Below are 16,525 nucleotides of genomic sequence, written 5' to 3' on the forward strand. Positions count from 1 at the left end.
CGAACGACTCCTTTGTATGTGTATAAGAAAATAAGTACTCTTATTCATAATTACATTACAGGCATTAGGAAATATAGGTAACTTTTCTTTCAGAATTATCTTTCTTTTTTTAATCTGACTCTTCCTCTCTATAAAGCAAATGTTAGTGCAATATACTTCCTTTTTTCCTACTTATGATTTATCACCTTATCTGCTTAGTAACGTAACAAAAAATTTTTGGTTGACACACTGATGAAAAAATTTGCAGGATAACCCGTTCCACTAATAATCTGGCTGCCTGAGCATCATCTTCTTTAGCTTTGCTTACCATCTGACTAATAATCTCGGGCATATGTTCTGCAATACTCTCTCGCAGCTTTGCTATTTTGCCTGTACCAGGCTTGCGTCCATTAGGATTTCCAGACTCTCCTGATTTCCAGCGGCCTTGCTTCTTTTCTATCGTTTCATTGTTGCTTTTCTCCTGTTTTAACAAGAAATTTAAATTTGATCGAGCATTTTCAATCTAAATGAAAAAATCACACATACTATTTTTGATAAAAGCGAGGGGAAAAAACCGACTAATCGACGAAACCGATTCAGCTTTCCATTTTGCCGCATTCCGCGTTGTATCATCTTTTACAAATCGCAAGCCATTGACTACACGTCCAGCACGACGTTTTATCCACCATCCTAGATGTCTACAGTCAATGATTCCATCCCGCTCGCCTGCAATATCGGTGACAATTTGTTATGCCAAGCCTGCAAGAAATCACCCAGTAATTCCCGGTCGGAGTCATCATTTATGTATTCAAAAATACAGGCCGCTGGATCTGGCAAACCCAAACATAGCAATGATTGCCGGCAGTAGTCTGACCACTCAGCATAACTGGAGATATAGCTTAACCATTTAAGAATGATCAAAATGTATAAGATTTGAAAAGCATCTCAACGGTTTGGCTTTGTTGCTTACGCAGTGCCTTGGCCTGTGCTCATGTATGTTCGATAGGATTGAGATCAGGAGAATAGGCGGGCAAATATTCAAGGGTGTGCCCAGCATTTTGTATGGCCTCTTGCGTATCCTGCCTCTTATGGAAGGCGGCATTGTCCATCACAACGACGGCATGTGACGGCAATTTAGGCAACAGGTCCTGCATCGCCCATCCGTGGAACACATCAGCGCTGATATTGACTGCAAACAGGCTGACGGTGAGCAATAGCTTTCCGATCAGGGCGCCGATCGCGTTGATACGACCTGGCGCATGCCAGTCATGCGTGCCATGACATCTCTGACCAGCAGGTGCATAACCATGAGTGCGCGGCGCATCCTGTGCAAAGCCACTTTCATCAATGTAGACAATGGCCCGGCCTGCAGCTTCATAAGTGGCCATCTTCTCCTGAAAGATGCGCCGTGCGTTTTCGTCTGCTTTGGGATGCTTCAGAGTTTTTTTTATAGGTGATGTTAAGCTTCTGGAGCGCCAGAAAAATAGCGTTTTGCGCTACACCCAAACGTTTTGCCCGCTCGTACTGATAAGCATCAGGATAATCGCGAACATCCTGGCGCAATACCTCAAGATCAATCTTGCGTTGGCGAAACCCTTGAGGTTTACGATGGATGTTCTTAACCCAGCGTGTCACGCTTGCCACGCCCACATCAAACCGGGCCGCCACCTCGGCTATCGTAAGTCCTTCTTTCTTTCGGACAGACAGGACTTTACGGCGGAAATCTAATGAATATGCCATCTCTAGATTATAATCAGTATTATCTGGTTGCGCTATATCGAAATATTTGACCGCACAGCTGTAATACCCTGTGTGCTAAATCGTATGAGCCACGTTCTTCAATTTTTCTTATAGCTGCTAGAAGTTCAAGAGGCTCAATCTCTGCAATCATCTTTGTGCCAATATAGGGAAAAATAATATTTTTCAATCTGCGCTTAACGTCTTTAGCATGATGTGGTACCCAAGTATGAGTTTGTTTATCAAGCCATTCCAAAGCGACAGCTTGAAAAATATTTTCCAGAGGAATACCTGCAGCAATTCGTCGCGCTATCTCACTTTTTTTCCTTAATGTCGGCCTTAGCTTGCTTTCTTTGTGCACTAGGGTCTATGCCCTTAGTAATAAGTTTCCGTGCCTCGAAATGTGCCAAGCGAGCATCTTTTAAAGTTATATTGGGATATATCCCCAGAGATAATAATTAGGCTTTCCCTGGAAGCGGTACTTAAAACGCCACCACCGTGACCCGTTGGGATTGACTTGTAAATACAATCCCTCATTATCAAATAAATATTGAACCTTACTTGCTAGATTTTGTATTTCGTATTTCAGCATCAGTGAGTAACATATTGGTATAACTCCAATAAGTGTAGAAAGTTATACTAAGGGCACCTCTTTCAAGAAACAAATGTAACACAATGGTTTTACAGCAAATATTAAGTAGCCTCAGGAACAGGGGTAAGATTAAACCCCAGTGAAGTGGTACCCAAAAACTGTACAGGTTGTTAAGCTCTGGCAGAATTAAAAAGGAGCTTAATAACAATGAGTAAAAAGCGCATACAATATTCGAGCGAATTCAAAGCAAAACTAGCGCTGGCAGCGATACGTGGTGATGAAACTGTCCCCCAATTAGCAGCGCGTTATAATGTACATCCCACGCAGATCAATAGCTGGAAACGGCAACTCATTGAGCAAGCTGCCGAGCTGTTTTGTAAAAATAATACTGCCGCCAATAAGGAGCAGCCTACAACAGATGACCTGCACCGGGTTATTGGTCAATTGGCGGTAGAACGCGATTTTTTAGCAAGAAAGCTCAATCATTAAGTCTTGTAGAACGCAAAGAGATGATTGAGCCCCATGGCAAACTTAGTCAAACTCGTCAATGTCAGCTGCTGGATCTGGCGCGCTCAACTTATTATTATCAACCGCAACCAATCAGTAATGCTGATCTGGTTCTGCTGCGCATGATGGATGAACAGTACTTAAAGACGCCACAATATGGCTCACGCAGTTATGCTACCTGGTTTCAGCGCCAGGGAATCATGTTAGGGCGCAAGAAAGCCTCTTCCTTAATGAAGACACTCGGTATTGTCAGCATAGCTCCAAAACCCAGGACCAGCATCTCAAGCAAACAGCATAAGGTCTATCCTTATCTGCTTAGAGAACTTGTCATTAATAAACCCAATCAGGTTTGGGCTGCCGACATAACCTATGTCCCCATGGAGAAAGGCTTTGGCTATCTGGTTGCCATCATCGACTGGCATTCGCGTAAGGTGTTGAGCTGGCGCTTGTCCAATACCTTGGATACTGACTTTTGTACTCAGGCGCTGGAGGCAGCCATCCAGGATTATGGCTGTCCACAGATCATGAATACCGACCAGGGCGTACAGTTTACCAGCGAAGCATTTACCTCCATACTAAAAGATCATCATATTCAGATCAGCATGGATGGCAAGGGGTGCTACTATGACAACATTTTTGTTGAACGACTTTGGCGGACAGTTAAGTATGAGCTTTTATATACCAGAGAATTCAATAATCTGAAGGAGATAAAGCAGAATTTATCCACATGGTTTGAATGGTACAATCAAGAACGATTTCATCAAAGCCTTGACCGTCTTACGCCTGATGAAATCTACTATAGTGATCCAAGAATTGATCGGGTTGCCTGAACCTGTTTAACTATACATATCAGAGCTGAACTTTCTTTCAGGTTGTCCAGTTACAGGGAACCACATCACCATCTGATGGATCGTCTGTTTGCAAGATTCGATGAATGTTTACGAGAGTTGGAGGTAGAACTGAAGTCAGGTCAGATCATTGATGCGACCTTTGTGAGTGTGCCTAAACAACGCAATACACGTGAAGAAAACAAGATGATTAAAGAAGATGCCGTTCCGATTGAATGGGGACAGAATCCCCACAAACTGGCGCAAAAAGACATTGATGCGCGTTGGACGAAGAAGAACAGCGAATCATTTTATGGTTACAAAGATCACGTCAATATGGATCGCGATACCAAGCTGATAACCACATGGGAAGTTACTTCAGCGCAAATTCATGACAGTCAGGTTTTGGAAGAAGTGCTGCAATCCCCTGAAGTGGGAGGCGCAGATATTTATGCGGACTCAGCATACCGCAGCAATGCACAGGAAGAAAGTCTGGTCACCTCAAAATACACGAGTCAGATTCACGAAAAAGGCGCTCGCAATCATCCCCTCACGCAAGCACAAAAATCCAGTAACAAAGAGAAATCACGGGTGCGTGCACGAGTCGAGCATGTGTTTGGTTCGATGACGAATGAACTGGGCGGAATCACGATTCGTACCATAGGTTATGGGAGAGCAAAAGTACAAATAGGCTTACTCAACCTCGTCTATAACATCAAGCGTGTAGCGACGCTGATTCGAAAAGGGTATTTCAGTTTCGATAGGGTTAGTGCGTCCGAAATGGCTTAAAGGGAGCAAAAACGAGAAGATAACAACCCGAATCACCTTGAATTTAGAAAAATTTAATTATTGGACAGAAAAACTTTGAGAATCAAGTGAAATTGCCCTCCTGGTTGAATTGATTTGCTTTTTTTAGGTATTTTTAGAGGTGCCCCTAATATTTATGCCAAGTTATACTTGGCTGTCAATAGATATAATTAGATACTGATGGATAGTTAAAAAGGTTAATCTGATTGTATTTATTATATATTTAGACAATTATTGGATATCGTTAGATATTATTAGATAATAAATTGGCGGAGAGGGTGGGATTCGAACCCACGTGTCAGGTTACCCCGACCATCTGATTTCGAGTCAGCGCCGTTATGGCCACTTCGGTACCTCTCCTTGCACGTTATTTAAAGTATAAATTTGCGAGCTTTTATAGTTTACCAGTTTATAGCTATTTTAATTATAGCAAAAAAGGTAAATTTTACTCACCTGACCAGTTCTAAATGTCTAACATAATCTTTACTTAAAATTAGATAGCATTAACAACTGAATTTCTTATTTTCTGGATGGCTTTGGCTTCAATTTGTCGAATCCGCTCAGCTGATACCCCTAATTCTTCGGCCAACTCATGAAGTGTCGCAGTATCTTTCTCTCTTAACCAGCGCGCTTCAATAATATGACGGCTGCGATCATCAAGATTGGCAAGTGATTCTTGAAGTCTTTCATGGCATATGTGAGAAATCTGGTTTTTTTCAATAATTTGCGAGGGATCGATGCCATCAGTCAAATAATCAATAGGATTGCAGCTTTCATCATCTTCTTCTGATAATGGCTCCAATGAGATATCACGCCCACTAAAACGGGTCTCCATTTCGACTACTTCTTCAGATTTGACTCCCAATTGTTTTGCTACGGCGGCTATCTCCTCCTGATTCATAGTATTCAAACCTTGTTTCATGCTCCGCAAATTAAAAAATAATTTACGTTGCTGTTTAGTGGTTGCAATTTTGACTAATCTCCAATTTCGCATGATGAATTCATGGATTTCTGCTTTAATCCAATGAACCGCAAAGGATACCAGGCGCACGCCACGTTCTGGATCAAATCGTTTCACCGCTTTCATTAAGCCGATATTACCTTCCTGTATTAAATCGGCATGGGGTAAGCCGTAACCTAAATAGCCGCGGGCTATCATAATGACCACTTTTAAATGCGATAGCACTAATTGATGAGCTGCTTCTATATCATTTTCATCCCTCAAACATCTCGCCAAGCGTATTTCTTCCTCTTGGGACAGCATAGGGAAACGGTTAACAGTTTGAATATAGCCTTCAATACTATTTCCTACGATCGTGGGTAACGCAAGAGTTGTTGTCATACTTTCTCCTTTCATCTCAATTTTGAATTATTATTATTTTAAAATTTATTTTAGCACTCGCGCAATGAGAGTGCTAAGAATTCCTTAAGTTTCTTTAATTATTATAATTTTATGAGAAAAAAATTCTTTGAAAGCCTGACTTTAGTGAAAAAATAAAGTAAATATTCTCTAAATACTTCGTTCAGAGAATATTTTATGGTTTGAAGAAAAAATCTAGAAAATGTATTTGTATATAGAAATGTTGGGTATAGAAAAGTTTATTCCATTTCAAATCAAAACTGACTTTGTCGGCTTCGCTTTGCCGTATGATTGATATTGTCTGCGGCTCGCCTTCGCCTCAATTTTGATTGGGAAATGGAATTTACCTACTAGAAGCCAATATTTTTATTCTGGCTCTATTTGAGAGAGATGCTGTGCAACTGATAATCTTGCTCCCAGCCAGCCTAACAATGCTGAAAAGATAAGCAAACTAAGACTATCGTTTAAAGACAGATAATTCAGATGAAAATCTGTTGCATAGAGTTGGGTCAGTTCCACTAGACTTTCATTGATGGCTTGAATACACAAGGCAATAAGGAGCCAGCCAGCGGCTGCACCTGCCATTCCTTGTATTGCGCCGAAATAAAGAAAAGGACGACGGATGAAACTATCGGTCGCTCCGATTAATTTAATAACTTCAATTTCATCTCGCTTGGTTAATATCTGTAAGCGAATTGTATTAAAAACGACTATGATTAATGCAAAACCTAACACAACGGCTAACATCACTACGGCAAGCTGCCCCAATCTAAGTAAAGCATCCACCCGCCTGGCCCAATCGGTATCGACCTGAACATGCTCTATCTCAGGCCATTTTTTTATTACAGCGCGTATATCCTCTAATTCATCAGGTAGAATTTGCTGGAGATTGATAATGAAAGCATCAGGTAATGGATTTTTTGGTAGATTATTTACCATCTCATTTAAGCTACTTTCTTGTTGTAATTGTTGCAAGGCAATCTCTTTGGAAATAAATTGAAAACTCGCAATATTAGGAAATTCTTCCAATTTTGAATTAACGTTTTCAATCTCTGCTTGTGATGCGTTCAATTTAAGAAATATACTTAATTGTGGCGTGTTGGCAGTATCACTAGAAATAGCTTGCAAGTTCCCGAGCATAGTATAAATACCAAGGGGCAAACTGAAAGCAATCCCAATGACAATAATGCTCAGGAGGCTGGATAAGGGCGTATTAGCAAGCTGCCTGAGTGCTCGGCTTAGTGCTTGCCAATGTTGTGATAACCATAGTTTCATACCACCAGCTTTCCTTGATTGAGTGTAAGTTTACGATAACGGTTATCATTTAAGAGAGCGGTGTCATGTGTGGCGATCACCACCGTAACCCCTACCTGATGAAAAGATCGGAATACTTCCATAATGCTTTGCGCATAATCTACATCAAGATTTGCTGTTGGCTCATCGGCTATTAAAATGGATGGGCGGTGAACCACTGCTCGAGCAATACATAATCGTTGCTTCTCGCCACCAGATAATGTAATTGGGTAAGCATTTTCCTTTCTCAGTAACCCAACTTTATCAAGTGCAGCACGAACTCTCCCAGCTGTCGCTTTATTCTGAAAGCCACGTATTTGTAATGGCAGCATCACATTGGCAAAAACATTACGGTCATACAAAATCTTCTGATCCTGAAAGATTAAACCCAGACTACGCCGTAAAAAAGGAACTGTATTTTTCTTAAGTGCGTTGACATTCTGATCGCTTACCATAATATTGCCATAGGTGGGACGCTCAATTGCCGCAATAAGCTTTAACATCGTGCTTTTACCAGCACCGGAGTGACCGGCTACCAAAACTAATTCACCCGAATGGATTGTAAAAGCAACATTTTTTAAAGCCTCAAACCCGTCTGGATAACGTTTGGAAACATTGACAAAATTAATCATAAATACCCAGTAGCCACAAACAGATCTAATTGGTTAAAAGCTTAATCAAATATTGCCTCGACAAATTCTTGCGCATCAAAAGGCCTCAGATCTTCTAACCCCTCCCCTATTCCGATAAAGCGTAAAGCAGGAGGATTTTGTGGATATTGGGCGGCTATCGCAGCTATTACACCCCCTTTGGCAGTCCCATCCAGTTTGGTAAGGACTAAGCCGCTCACGCCAAGGGCTTCATCAAAGGCTTTGAGCTGATTAAGTGCATTCTGACCTGTATTGGCATCTAATACTAACAAGACCTCATGGGGGGCATCTGGTAACGCCTTGTTGATCACTCGTTTGATCTTTTTAATCTCTTCCATCAGATGCATTTGGGTCGTCAAACGGCCAGCAGTATCAGCCAGTACTATATCAATATCACGTGCTTTAGCTGCATTGATGGCATCGAATATGACAGCGGCAGGATCACTTTTTTTCTGAGAATCACTTTCCTGTGCGATAACTGTCACATTATTGCGTTCACCCCATGCCAATAATTGTTCTCGTGCTGCCGCACGAAATGTATCACCAGCAGCCAGCAATACTGATTTACCCTGCGATTGAAAATAATGAGCAAGTTTGCCAATGGTAGTTGTTTTACCGACCCCATTTACGCCCGTTATCATAATGATAAATGGCTTCTTGGTCGTCACGTCAAGCGGTTGAGCCAATGGAGCAAGCAAATTGATTAAAGTTTCTTGAAGTGCTTCTTTAAGCTGCTCCGCGTTGTTCAGCGCATCTCGTTTTACTTTCTTACGTAATGCATCCAGCAGCAAATTAGTAGCATTCACGCCAGCATCTGCTGTAAGCAAAATCGTCTCAAGTTCATCGTAGAGTGCCTCATCTATTTTGCGACTACTTAACAAGCTAGATAATTGCTTGCCAAAGTTCTGCCGGGTTCGAGCAAGCCCTTGTCTGATTTTACTTGTCCAACTCTCCGTCTTAGAATTGTCCTCAGCGGAACTTTTGTCAGTAGAATTTTTTTTAGATTTAAAAAGACTAAACATTCTGGTAGGCTGTAATTATTATGAATTTACGATAAATGTTGATTGTATTCTTATTACCCGGATTTGGGTGTGCTAAAAAATAGCGCGTTAAACTTTTATATCATTTCACTTCCATAATCAAATACTTGCAGTATTAAAATACTCATTTTCTTTGTAAAGATGAATTCCCTACTACATTATTTTTTATGTTACATCAAAATGTTTCTCTGATAGCTTCTACTACCCGTTAAAATGATAAAAATTAGCTATCTGCAAAATAATCCAATTAATTGGTATCTATTATAACCTATTGATATAATTAAATATATTTTTTATTCCGGCAATCTCTGCTAGAGAAATGGAATAAAATTCAAATAATTGAAATAAGCCTTATTTTCCAGTCGAATAATACCCATGTCTCGCCCGATTCATGCACGGATTGACCTGGTAGCACTTCAGCATAATCTTTGCATTGCACGCAAACATGCGCAAAACGCACGTCTCATAGTAGTCCTCAAGGCAAATGCTTATGGACATGGCCTACTCAATATTGCAAGCGCCCTCAAAACCGCAGATGCTTTTGCTGTTCTTGAAATCGACGCTGCGGTACGCTTAAGAGAAGCCGGTATTTATCAGCCTATTTTGCTTCTGGAAGGCTTCTTCTCCGAGGCAGATTTAGCCATCATAAGACAGTATCAGTTAACTACCGTCATACACCATCATGAGCAATTAGCCATGCTGTCCTCATCAAAACTAGAAACTAAGATCAATGTATTTCTTAAAATCAATACAGGAATGAACCGTCTTGGTTTTACACCCGAGGAAGGATTGGTAGCACTTAAAATACTCAAGAATAATCCGCGTATCGATCAAATTACGTTAATGACGCATTTTGCCTGCGCAGATGATCCCTTTAAAGAAGACGAAGTGAATCAGCAACTCAAACGTTTTGACTTGTTTGCTGGAAAATATCCTCTACCATGCTCATTGGCAAACTCTGCAGCAATTTTACAATATCCAAAAACACATGCTGATTGGGTACGCCCGGGCATTATGCTCTACGGTGCCTCTCCTCTAATTGATAAAACCGCTTCAGAGCTAGGATTACGCCCTGTCATGACGGTATCAAGTAAAATAATCGCCATACAGCATCTAGCTGCAAAAGAAAAGGTTGGATATGGTGGCCAATTTCAGACTGAACAACCCATGAACATTGGTATCGTTGCGTGCGGTTATGCCGATGGATATCCACGACATGCACCCACCGGAACTCCGGTCCTTGTTAATGGGCAACGCACACGTATTATTGGACGCATCTCCATGGATATGCTAACCATTGATCTTACCAGCATTAAGAATGCCAGTATCGGGAGCCCAGTAATTTTATGGGGAAATGAATTACCTATAGAGGAAGTGGCGAAATTTGCAGGCACAATCAGTTATGAATTGTTTTGCGCTTTATCCTCAAGGGTGAAGACAATAACAGTAACGAACGAGAATCAGTAAAGCCTTTAACTTTACTGACTCCCAAGCAAATAAGATTATTCGACTTTAGCTTTGCTACGTAGATCTTGCACAGTCGCAGCAAAGTTCCGCTGTAATACACGCTGTTGCATATTTGTTTTTACTTCTTCAAATGGAGGTGGAACTGCAGGACGTACATCTTCCAAACGAATGACATGCCATCCGAAATTAGTTTGCACCGGTTTTTCTGTTATATTTCCTTTTTTCATGTTTTGCAAAGCGTCCGCAAAAGGCTTGACATAGGCTGCAGCCGCACTCCATCCTAATTCACCACCATTGTTTTTACTGCCGGTATCAATCGATTTTTCTTTTGCTATTTTCTCAAAAGAAGCCCCTTTTTTCTTAAGAGAAGCAATGATATCTTTGGCTTCTGCTTCACTTTCAACCAGGATATGACGAGCTTTATATTCTTTATCGCCCATCTGTGCTTTTACCGTTTCATATTCACGTCGTAAGATATCGTCACTTACTGCATTATTTTTAATATAATCAGCTTGATAGGCTCTAACTAATATCGCCTGACGAGCAAGCTCGGTTTGAGTGATCACATCCGGATCTCGATCAAGTCCTTTTTTCTGAGCCTCTTGCGCAATAATTTCTTCTGCGATGAGATTTTCGCGCAGCGTATTCCTCATTTCTGAAGATTCAGGTTGCCCTTGAGCCACAGCCGCTTTGACCATAAAATCAAGCCGTGCCTGTGGAATAGCAACTCCATTTACTTTGGCTACGGAAGCAGTTGATTGAGCATGAAGAGAGGTGACAACAAAACTTGGCACACATACCGATATTAACAATAGAAATTTTATTAACTGCATGCAACTTCCTTTAGGTAATATAAAATTAATAGAATTTTTTATATAAGATTACGCCCTAACAGTTTTATTGACTGTAAGCGTGATTCTTTACATATTATAGGCATAGGTAACATAAAATATCTGGCAAACCTTATTAATAATTTTTAATCTAATATTTTATAAGGTTTAATCTGGCAAAACCTTCCTGAATGGTTTAACAGTTACTTTTGAATAGACTCCTGAGGTTACATAAGGATCCGCTTCTGCCCAAGATTGAGCCGCTTCAAGTGAAACAAATTCAGCTACGATTAAGCTTCCGGAAAAGCCGGCTGGACCAGGATCAGGATTATCAATTGCTGGATAAGGTCCTGCAAGTATAAGTCGTCCTTCATCTTGCAATGCTTTGATGCGCTCTAGATGGGCTGGCCTGGCCATCATGCGTTTTTCAAGGCTGCCTGGAGCATCTTCCCCATTTATCACATAAAACATTATATTAATTTCCTGCCTTAGTCTTATTAATTTGTCTTTGATTATACTTATCAATGATTTGGAATAATTAGATGAGAATTATTGGTAAGTTAGAGATTATTTCATGTTCATCCTAAATATAGATTATAAAGAACTCTTTAGATTCAATTTTTATACTTCATATTAACTTGTTTCCAATATCAATTGAAAAAATCATTAAACCTATATCCAAAAATTAAATAACCAGGAGGTTAATGGAGAATTCAGGTTAAATATTTATCTGATTCAACCAGAATTTAGCTTGAACAAAAATAATATTGGATTTAAATTTGATTTAAACTGGAATGATTACCAATCATAAAAAATATATTGAATATAGTGTAAAGTGGAATTCAAAGATTATTACAATATTATGGGCATCAAACGCGATGCCACACAAGATGATATCAAGCGAGTCTATCGTAAACTGGCACGAAAATATCATCCAGACGTCAGTAAAGAACCTGATGCCGAGGTCCGCTTCAAAGAGATTGGCGAAGCATATGAGGTACTTAAAGATCCTGAAAAACGGGCTGCATATGATCAATTAGGCAGCGGTTGGAGAAGTGGTCAGGAATTTCAACCCCCGCCTGGATGGAATCAAGGTTTTGAGTTTCATGGCGGAGGTTTTACTCAAGCAGATACTTCAGAATTCAGCAGCTTTTTTGAAGCATTATTCGGAAGCCGCTTCAATGCCAACAGGAAAAATCGTCATGATGGCTTTAATGTACGTGGCGAAGATACCCATGCCAAAATATTAATTGATCTTGAAGATTCTTATCATGGAGCAACTCGTACTATCACACTTCAGCACACAGAAATAGGTCCTGACGGGCGGCCGCAAATTAAAAAGCGTACATTAAATGTGAGAATTCCCAAAGGCGTTCGACAGGGGCAACTTATTCGTCTTGTAGGCCAAGGTAGCCCAGGCGTGGATCAAAATAGTGCTGGGGATCTTTATTTAGAGGTAGCATTTCAGCCGCACTCCTTGTATAAAGTTGAGGAGAAGGATGTCTCCCTCGAACTTCCTGTTACGCCATGGGAAATGGCGTTGGGAACCACCATCAAAGCGCCTACTCCAACAGGTATTGTGGATTTGAAAATACCTGCTGGCATTCAATCAGGGCGCAAGCTGCGCCTGAAAGAACGTGGCATTCCGGCTCATCCACCCGGAGATTTATACATTATTTTACAAGTTGTTTTGCCGCCAGCTGATAGCGAGCAAGCTCGCATACTATACCGGGAAATGGAACAAAAACTAGCATTCAATCCGCGCACCAAATTGGGGATATAAATGACAATACATCATAATGTAATCGACGGCATTATCGTTGAAGATAATATGGAGCTTTCTCTCGGTGAATTAAGCCGGATCTGTGCAGTCAATGCAGAGTGGATTGTTTCTTTAGTGGAAGAAGGGATTCTTGAGCCAATAAATATTACATCTAAGCGGTGGTATTTCAGTGGTACTTGTTTGCGGCGCGTTCAAATTATTCAGAGACTACAAAGAGATCTGGATGTTAATCTGGCAGGTGCCGCGTTGGTACTCCAGCTTCGTGAAGAAATCGAAATATTGCGTACTCGTTTAAGTACGATCACATCGAATGATACAGAATAGTTTAGCGTAAACCTACTATTTCCTCAGTAAAAGGCAAGCTGATAAAGCTAGTATAGATGGATACAACGATTAGAAAGCTGGCCTTCTATAGTCGAACACAAAGATCCTGTGCAAGAGATGCGCGTTCTTGCGCTGAAGCAGGAGTTTCAGCAAGTTGATCAATATATCTAAGACGCTTCTGCATCCCTTTTCCATTTGCAATTTGGATAGACAAACCAGGTCTTGCATTCAATTCCAATACCAAAGGACCAAGCTCACGATCCAACACCACATCTACTCCCAGATAACCTAATCCGACCAATTCATAACACTGAGAGGCCAATGCTAATAGCTTATCCCAGTGAGGAATCTTGAAATTTCCAATATTGGCGCCAGTATCAGGGTGTTGTTCAACAGGTTGGTTCTGCCAGACAGCATGCGTAGTAAGCCCGGTTGCTAAATCTATGCCTGCTCCAACTGCTCCTTGATGTAAATTCGCCTTACCATCTGACATACGTGTAGGTAAACGCACCATTGATGCAACAGGGATGCCTCTGAATACTACTGTGCGAATATCGGGTACGCCACGATAACTGATTGACTCAAATATCGGATCAAACTTTACCCTGTATTCTATGAGCGCATGATCTGGTTGGCCGCCAAGGCTATACATGCCACTTAAAATATTGGAAATATGATATTCCAGATCTTCTTCTGTCAATAAGCTGCCATTGTTATGCTGGTAGCGGTTATTGATTTGCCCAATGATCACATAAATGCCGTTTCCCCCCGAGCCATGCGCCGGTTTAACCACGAAATCTTTATGACTATTTACAATATCGGGGAGATGACCTATGTCATGTTCGATTTCAATCACACCATACAACTCGGGTACTGCAATGCCTGCAGCAATGGCTAGCCGTTTGGTGCGAAGCTTGTCATCAACTAATGGGTAGAGAGATCGTTCATTGTAACGTAAGATATAATCCGCATTTCGTCGGTTTATCCCAACTACCCCTGCTCGCTTTAGATTGAGTAAGACTTTGAACATCTGTTCAGCGTTTGGCTAAAGCACGGAAACGCCACAGCTCTGTCAATCGATATCCGGAGTATCGACCAAACAATAGTATGGCTGCCAACACAACAAGCAATAATTCAGGAAATACAAATAATAAATGTTGTAAGGCATCGATATTCATTACTAAATAACCAATTGTTGCCACCAGCAGGCTTCCTGCGCCTTGTTTAAATGCTTCCGCGGGGCCAGCTTCATCCCATGTAAGAGACATCCGTTCTATGGTCATAGTCATGATTACCATTGGAAATAGAGCGACTGATAGCCCCATTTCAAGTCCAAGCTTGTGCATGATAACGCTGATACTTGCCATAAGAAGCACTACCATCGTTAATACAGAAGCCAAGCGTGGAATGAGTAATAACTTTAATCGATCCACATAAGCACGCAATAATAATCCTAATCCGACAATCAAACAAAACAGTAGTAACCCCCAGGCCAACTCTGTCTCGCGAAGAGCCAATGCAATCAATACCGGCATAAATGTCCCAAAAGTTTTAATCCCAATGAGATTACGCATTAAAACTACGACAAATGCCCCTAAAGGTACCATTAATAATATCTTATAGACGTTCTGGCTTTGAACCGGCAATGAATATAAGGAAAACTCCATCAGGTGTGATCCTTTGAGCGCCGCACGTGATTCTGCAATATCCACTAATTCCCGTAGCGTTTTGGCTACGGAAAATTGGAGACTTACTTCACTTCCTCCATCGACAGAAAAGGTTTTCTGATCACCAATTTGCCATAGGATAAAATTGGATGGCAGGCCTTCCTTACCATTCTTTATATTGAGTGTGCGCCATTGCTTGCCATCATAGACTTGTGTCCAGGATTCCAACTCGGAATAAAGCTTACCATCTTCTAGACGAAGACCTTGAATAATTCGAGTAGGAATACGGGCTCCTGCTAAAATCCAATTAATACCTTTAGCAAGATTACGAGAATGATGGATATGCTCCAGTAGCAATTTTAACTCTGGTGCTGGGGATGCAGCATTTAATTGCTTAATGACTTGCTGTGCAAAAGAAACGGTATCTGCAGATTGCTGTCGCGCCTTATCGAGCAGCCCCTGGATAATGGGTCGGAAATTTTCAGGATATTCTGGTATGGGTGGATAAATTGGCGCTTTAACTGAATCAATTGTCTTTTCAGTATCCTTGTATAAGATTGCGCGATAGAATAATAATTGTTTCCCTTCTGCACGCCGCTTTGCCCACAAAGCTGTTCGTGCATTATCATCTTGTTCAATTGCCAATCCATAATTGGCTGCGACGAAATCCTCGTCGAGAATAGTATAGCCAGAAGGATTAAAAAGGAGCGGTAAACTTACTTTTATGCTGGTTTCTGGCTTTGCGCGAAAACTGATACGGGCTTCCACATTCCAAACTTCTGCTTTCTCAGAAGTAGTGAGAGGCAATCCCAGGGTAGTTACTTTATATATAGCTAAACCTAGCCCTGCTGCACATAATATGATAACTAGGAGTAATAAGTGAAGCTGTCTCATTCAGGAATAGCTAACTCATCTGATTGATCATTTTTTTTCTTCTTTTTCTTTACGTGACCGCAATCAGCCTTACTAAGGTGAGTACGCGATGAATCAACTAGCGCGACACCCGCAAGCGCTTTACGTCCAAGCAAAATGGGATAATTTAAGGCTCGACGATCAATAAGATTAAATTCAACTTTATGTATTTCGTTTGCTAAACAAACGTCCATCGCAATAATAAGGCGTTCTTGTGAAATACCGCTATGTTGTTTTATCTTATGTGAACGAAGTAAGGGGCGTTCAATTTCGACAGTGCGAGTGGGTTTACCTTTTTCAGTTCCAAAATCGAGTATGAACCGCACCCAATCTTTATTTCCTTTTTTGAATTGATGAATATCCCGTGCACTCATGGATGAGGTATTTGCTCCAGTATCTATACGAGCAAGCATTTTTAGCCCCCATGGCTCCAATCGAATAGATTCTACCCATCCAAGGATATGTCGTGGCTCAGGTTGATCGGTTTTACTATCACTTAATACTGAATCGCTTGTTATTAGCAAAAAAATTGCTAACAAACAATAAAAATGTTCCCGTAGGATTCTAATCATCAAGACGATCCAAGATTATTTTGATCAAAATATTGATATTATATTATTAATAGCGCATGACACGCATGCTTTTATTGCCGAGCAATAGTAATGGAGCGGGTGAAGGGAATCGAACCCTCGTCGTAAGCTTGGGAAGCTTCTACTCTACCATTGAGCTACACCCGCGTGATAAAATTGT

General features: G+C 40.9%; 20 protein-coding genes and 2 tRNA genes. 5 read left to right on the forward strand and 17 right to left on the reverse strand.

What is annotated here, in order from left to right; translation table 11 throughout:
• Window positions 1–181 precede the first annotated feature (181 nt).
• From AAW31_RS11710 to AAW31_RS23680, 6 genes are all read right to left on the reverse strand, one after another.
• On the reverse strand, window positions 182–472 hold the full coding sequence (locus tag AAW31_RS11710; RefSeq protein ID WP_052752223.1) for a DUF5681 domain-containing protein: 291 nt from the start codon (window positions 470–472) through the stop codon (window positions 182–184).
• A 197-nt stretch (window positions 473–669) separates the two neighbouring features.
• Window positions 670–900: a hypothetical protein gene (locus AAW31_RS11715; protein ID WP_046850360.1), complete on the reverse strand. Its 231-nt coding sequence runs from the start codon at window positions 898–900 to the stop codon at window positions 670–672.
• A 68-nt stretch (window positions 901–968) separates the two neighbouring features.
• Entirely contained in the window at window positions 969–1,430 is a 462-nt protein-coding gene (locus AAW31_RS11720) for an IS630 family transposase (RefSeq protein ID WP_144412945.1), read from the reverse strand.
• Window positions 1,354–1,719, reverse strand: a complete 366-nt coding sequence (locus tag AAW31_RS11725) for an IS630 transposase-related protein (RefSeq protein ID WP_046850361.1) — start codon at window positions 1,717–1,719, stop codon at window positions 1,354–1,356. The genes AAW31_RS11720 and AAW31_RS11725 overlap by 77 nt, the downstream gene beginning before the upstream one ends.
• Window positions 1,720–1,738: 19 nt before the next feature.
• Entirely contained in the window at window positions 1,739–2,077 is a 339-nt protein-coding gene (locus tag AAW31_RS19050) for a tyrosine-type recombinase/integrase (RefSeq protein ID WP_052752224.1), read from the reverse strand.
• Between the two features lie 66 nt (window positions 2,078–2,143).
• Window positions 2,144–2,308, reverse strand: coding sequence for an Arm DNA-binding domain-containing protein (locus tag AAW31_RS23680; protein WP_392390565.1), 165 nt, complete (start codon window positions 2,306–2,308; stop codon window positions 2,144–2,146).
• A gap of 207 nt (window positions 2,309–2,515) precedes the next feature.
• Here AAW31_RS23680 and AAW31_RS11740 point away from each other — a divergent pair.
• Window positions 2,516–3,645, forward strand: a protein-coding gene (locus AAW31_RS11740; protein ID WP_144412787.1) for an IS3 family transposase whose coding sequence is annotated in 2 segments (ribosomal slippage) — window positions 2,516–2,768 and window positions 2,768–3,645 — 1,131 coding nt in all. Because the reading frame shifts where the segments join, the coding sequence is not laid out codon by codon here.
• 42 nt (window positions 3,646–3,687) lie between these two features.
• Window positions 3,688–4,431, forward strand: coding sequence for an IS5 family transposase (locus AAW31_RS11745; RefSeq protein ID WP_144412946.1), 744 nt, complete (start codon window positions 3,688–3,690; stop codon window positions 4,429–4,431).
• A gap of 285 nt (window positions 4,432–4,716) precedes the next feature.
• Here the strand turns inward: AAW31_RS11745 and AAW31_RS11750 are convergent.
• From AAW31_RS11750 to ftsY, 5 genes are all read right to left on the reverse strand, one after another.
• Window positions 4,717–4,809 (reverse strand) — tRNA-Ser (locus tag AAW31_RS11750).
• 133 nt (window positions 4,810–4,942) lie between these two features.
• Window positions 4,943–5,791 (reverse strand): RNA polymerase sigma factor RpoH, encoded by an 849-nt coding sequence (gene rpoH, locus AAW31_RS11755; RefSeq protein WP_046850362.1) that lies wholly within the window; start codon window positions 5,789–5,791, stop codon window positions 4,943–4,945.
• A 384-nt stretch (window positions 5,792–6,175) separates the two neighbouring features.
• Window positions 6,176–7,084, reverse strand: coding sequence for a permease-like cell division protein FtsX (ftsX, locus tag AAW31_RS11760; protein ID WP_046850363.1), 909 nt, complete (start codon window positions 7,082–7,084; stop codon window positions 6,176–6,178).
• Window positions 7,081–7,734: a cell division ATP-binding protein FtsE gene (gene ftsE, locus AAW31_RS11765; RefSeq protein WP_046850364.1), complete on the reverse strand. Its 654-nt coding sequence runs from the start codon at window positions 7,732–7,734 to the stop codon at window positions 7,081–7,083. The genes ftsX and ftsE overlap by 4 nt, the downstream gene beginning before the upstream one ends.
• 41 nt (window positions 7,735–7,775) lie before the next feature.
• On the reverse strand, window positions 7,776–8,774 hold the full coding sequence (gene ftsY, locus AAW31_RS11770) for a signal recognition particle-docking protein FtsY (protein ID WP_046850365.1): 999 nt from the start codon (window positions 8,772–8,774) through the stop codon (window positions 7,776–7,778).
• Window positions 8,775–9,167: 393 nt separating this feature from the next.
• Here ftsY and alr point away from each other — a divergent pair, with 393 nt between their 5' ends.
• Window positions 9,168–10,259: an alanine racemase gene (alr, locus tag AAW31_RS11775; RefSeq protein WP_046850366.1), complete on the forward strand. Its 1,092-nt coding sequence runs from the start codon at window positions 9,168–9,170 to the stop codon at window positions 10,257–10,259.
• Window positions 10,260–10,294: 35 nt separating this feature from the next.
• Here the strand turns inward: alr and AAW31_RS11780 are convergent, their stop codons facing one another.
• Window positions 10,295–11,092: a peptidyl-prolyl cis-trans isomerase gene (locus tag AAW31_RS11780; protein ID WP_046850367.1), complete on the reverse strand. Its 798-nt coding sequence runs from the start codon at window positions 11,090–11,092 to the stop codon at window positions 10,295–10,297.
• A gap of 165 nt (window positions 11,093–11,257) precedes the next feature.
• Entirely contained in the window at window positions 11,258–11,560 is a 303-nt protein-coding gene (locus AAW31_RS11785) for a YciI family protein (RefSeq protein WP_046850368.1), read from the reverse strand.
• 364 nt (window positions 11,561–11,924) lie between these two features.
• Here AAW31_RS11785 and AAW31_RS11790 point away from each other — a divergent pair, with 364 nt between their 5' ends.
• Window positions 11,925–12,872 (forward strand): DnaJ C-terminal domain-containing protein, encoded by a 948-nt coding sequence (locus tag AAW31_RS11790; protein WP_046850369.1) that lies wholly within the window; start codon window positions 11,925–11,927, stop codon window positions 12,870–12,872.
• On the forward strand, window positions 12,873–13,196 hold the full coding sequence (locus tag AAW31_RS11795) for a chaperone modulator CbpM (protein WP_046850370.1): 324 nt from the start codon (window positions 12,873–12,875) through the stop codon (window positions 13,194–13,196).
• A gap of 85 nt (window positions 13,197–13,281) precedes the next feature.
• On the opposite strand, the gene AAW31_RS11800 is transcribed toward AAW31_RS11795, so the two are convergent.
• From AAW31_RS11800 to AAW31_RS11815, 4 genes are all read right to left on the reverse strand, one after another.
• The gene (locus AAW31_RS11800; protein WP_046850371.1) at window positions 13,282–14,226 is read right to left on the reverse strand and encodes an alpha-L-glutamate ligase-like protein; all 945 of its coding nucleotides are present in this window, start codon (window positions 14,224–14,226) and stop codon (window positions 13,282–13,284) included.
• Window positions 14,227–14,230: 4 nt separating this feature from the next.
• Window positions 14,231–15,757: an inactive transglutaminase family protein gene (locus AAW31_RS11805; protein ID WP_046850372.1), complete on the reverse strand. Its 1,527-nt coding sequence runs from the start codon at window positions 15,755–15,757 to the stop codon at window positions 14,231–14,233.
• Complete coding sequence (locus AAW31_RS11810) at window positions 15,754–16,314, reverse strand: ATP-dependent zinc protease family protein (RefSeq protein WP_235264367.1); 561 nt, start codon at window positions 16,312–16,314, stop codon at window positions 15,754–15,756. Before AAW31_RS11810 ends, AAW31_RS11805 begins: the two co-directional genes overlap by 4 nt.
• Before the next feature lie 124 nt (window positions 16,315–16,438).
• Window positions 16,439–16,512: transfer RNA gene (locus AAW31_RS11815), tRNA-Gly, on the reverse strand.
• Between the last annotated feature and the right edge of the window lie 13 nt (window positions 16,513–16,525).

Origin of the sequence: Nitrosomonas communis, assembly GCF_001007935.1 — a bacterium.
Classification (GTDB): domain Bacteria; phylum Pseudomonadota; class Gammaproteobacteria; order Burkholderiales; family Nitrosomonadaceae; genus Nitrosomonas; species Nitrosomonas communis.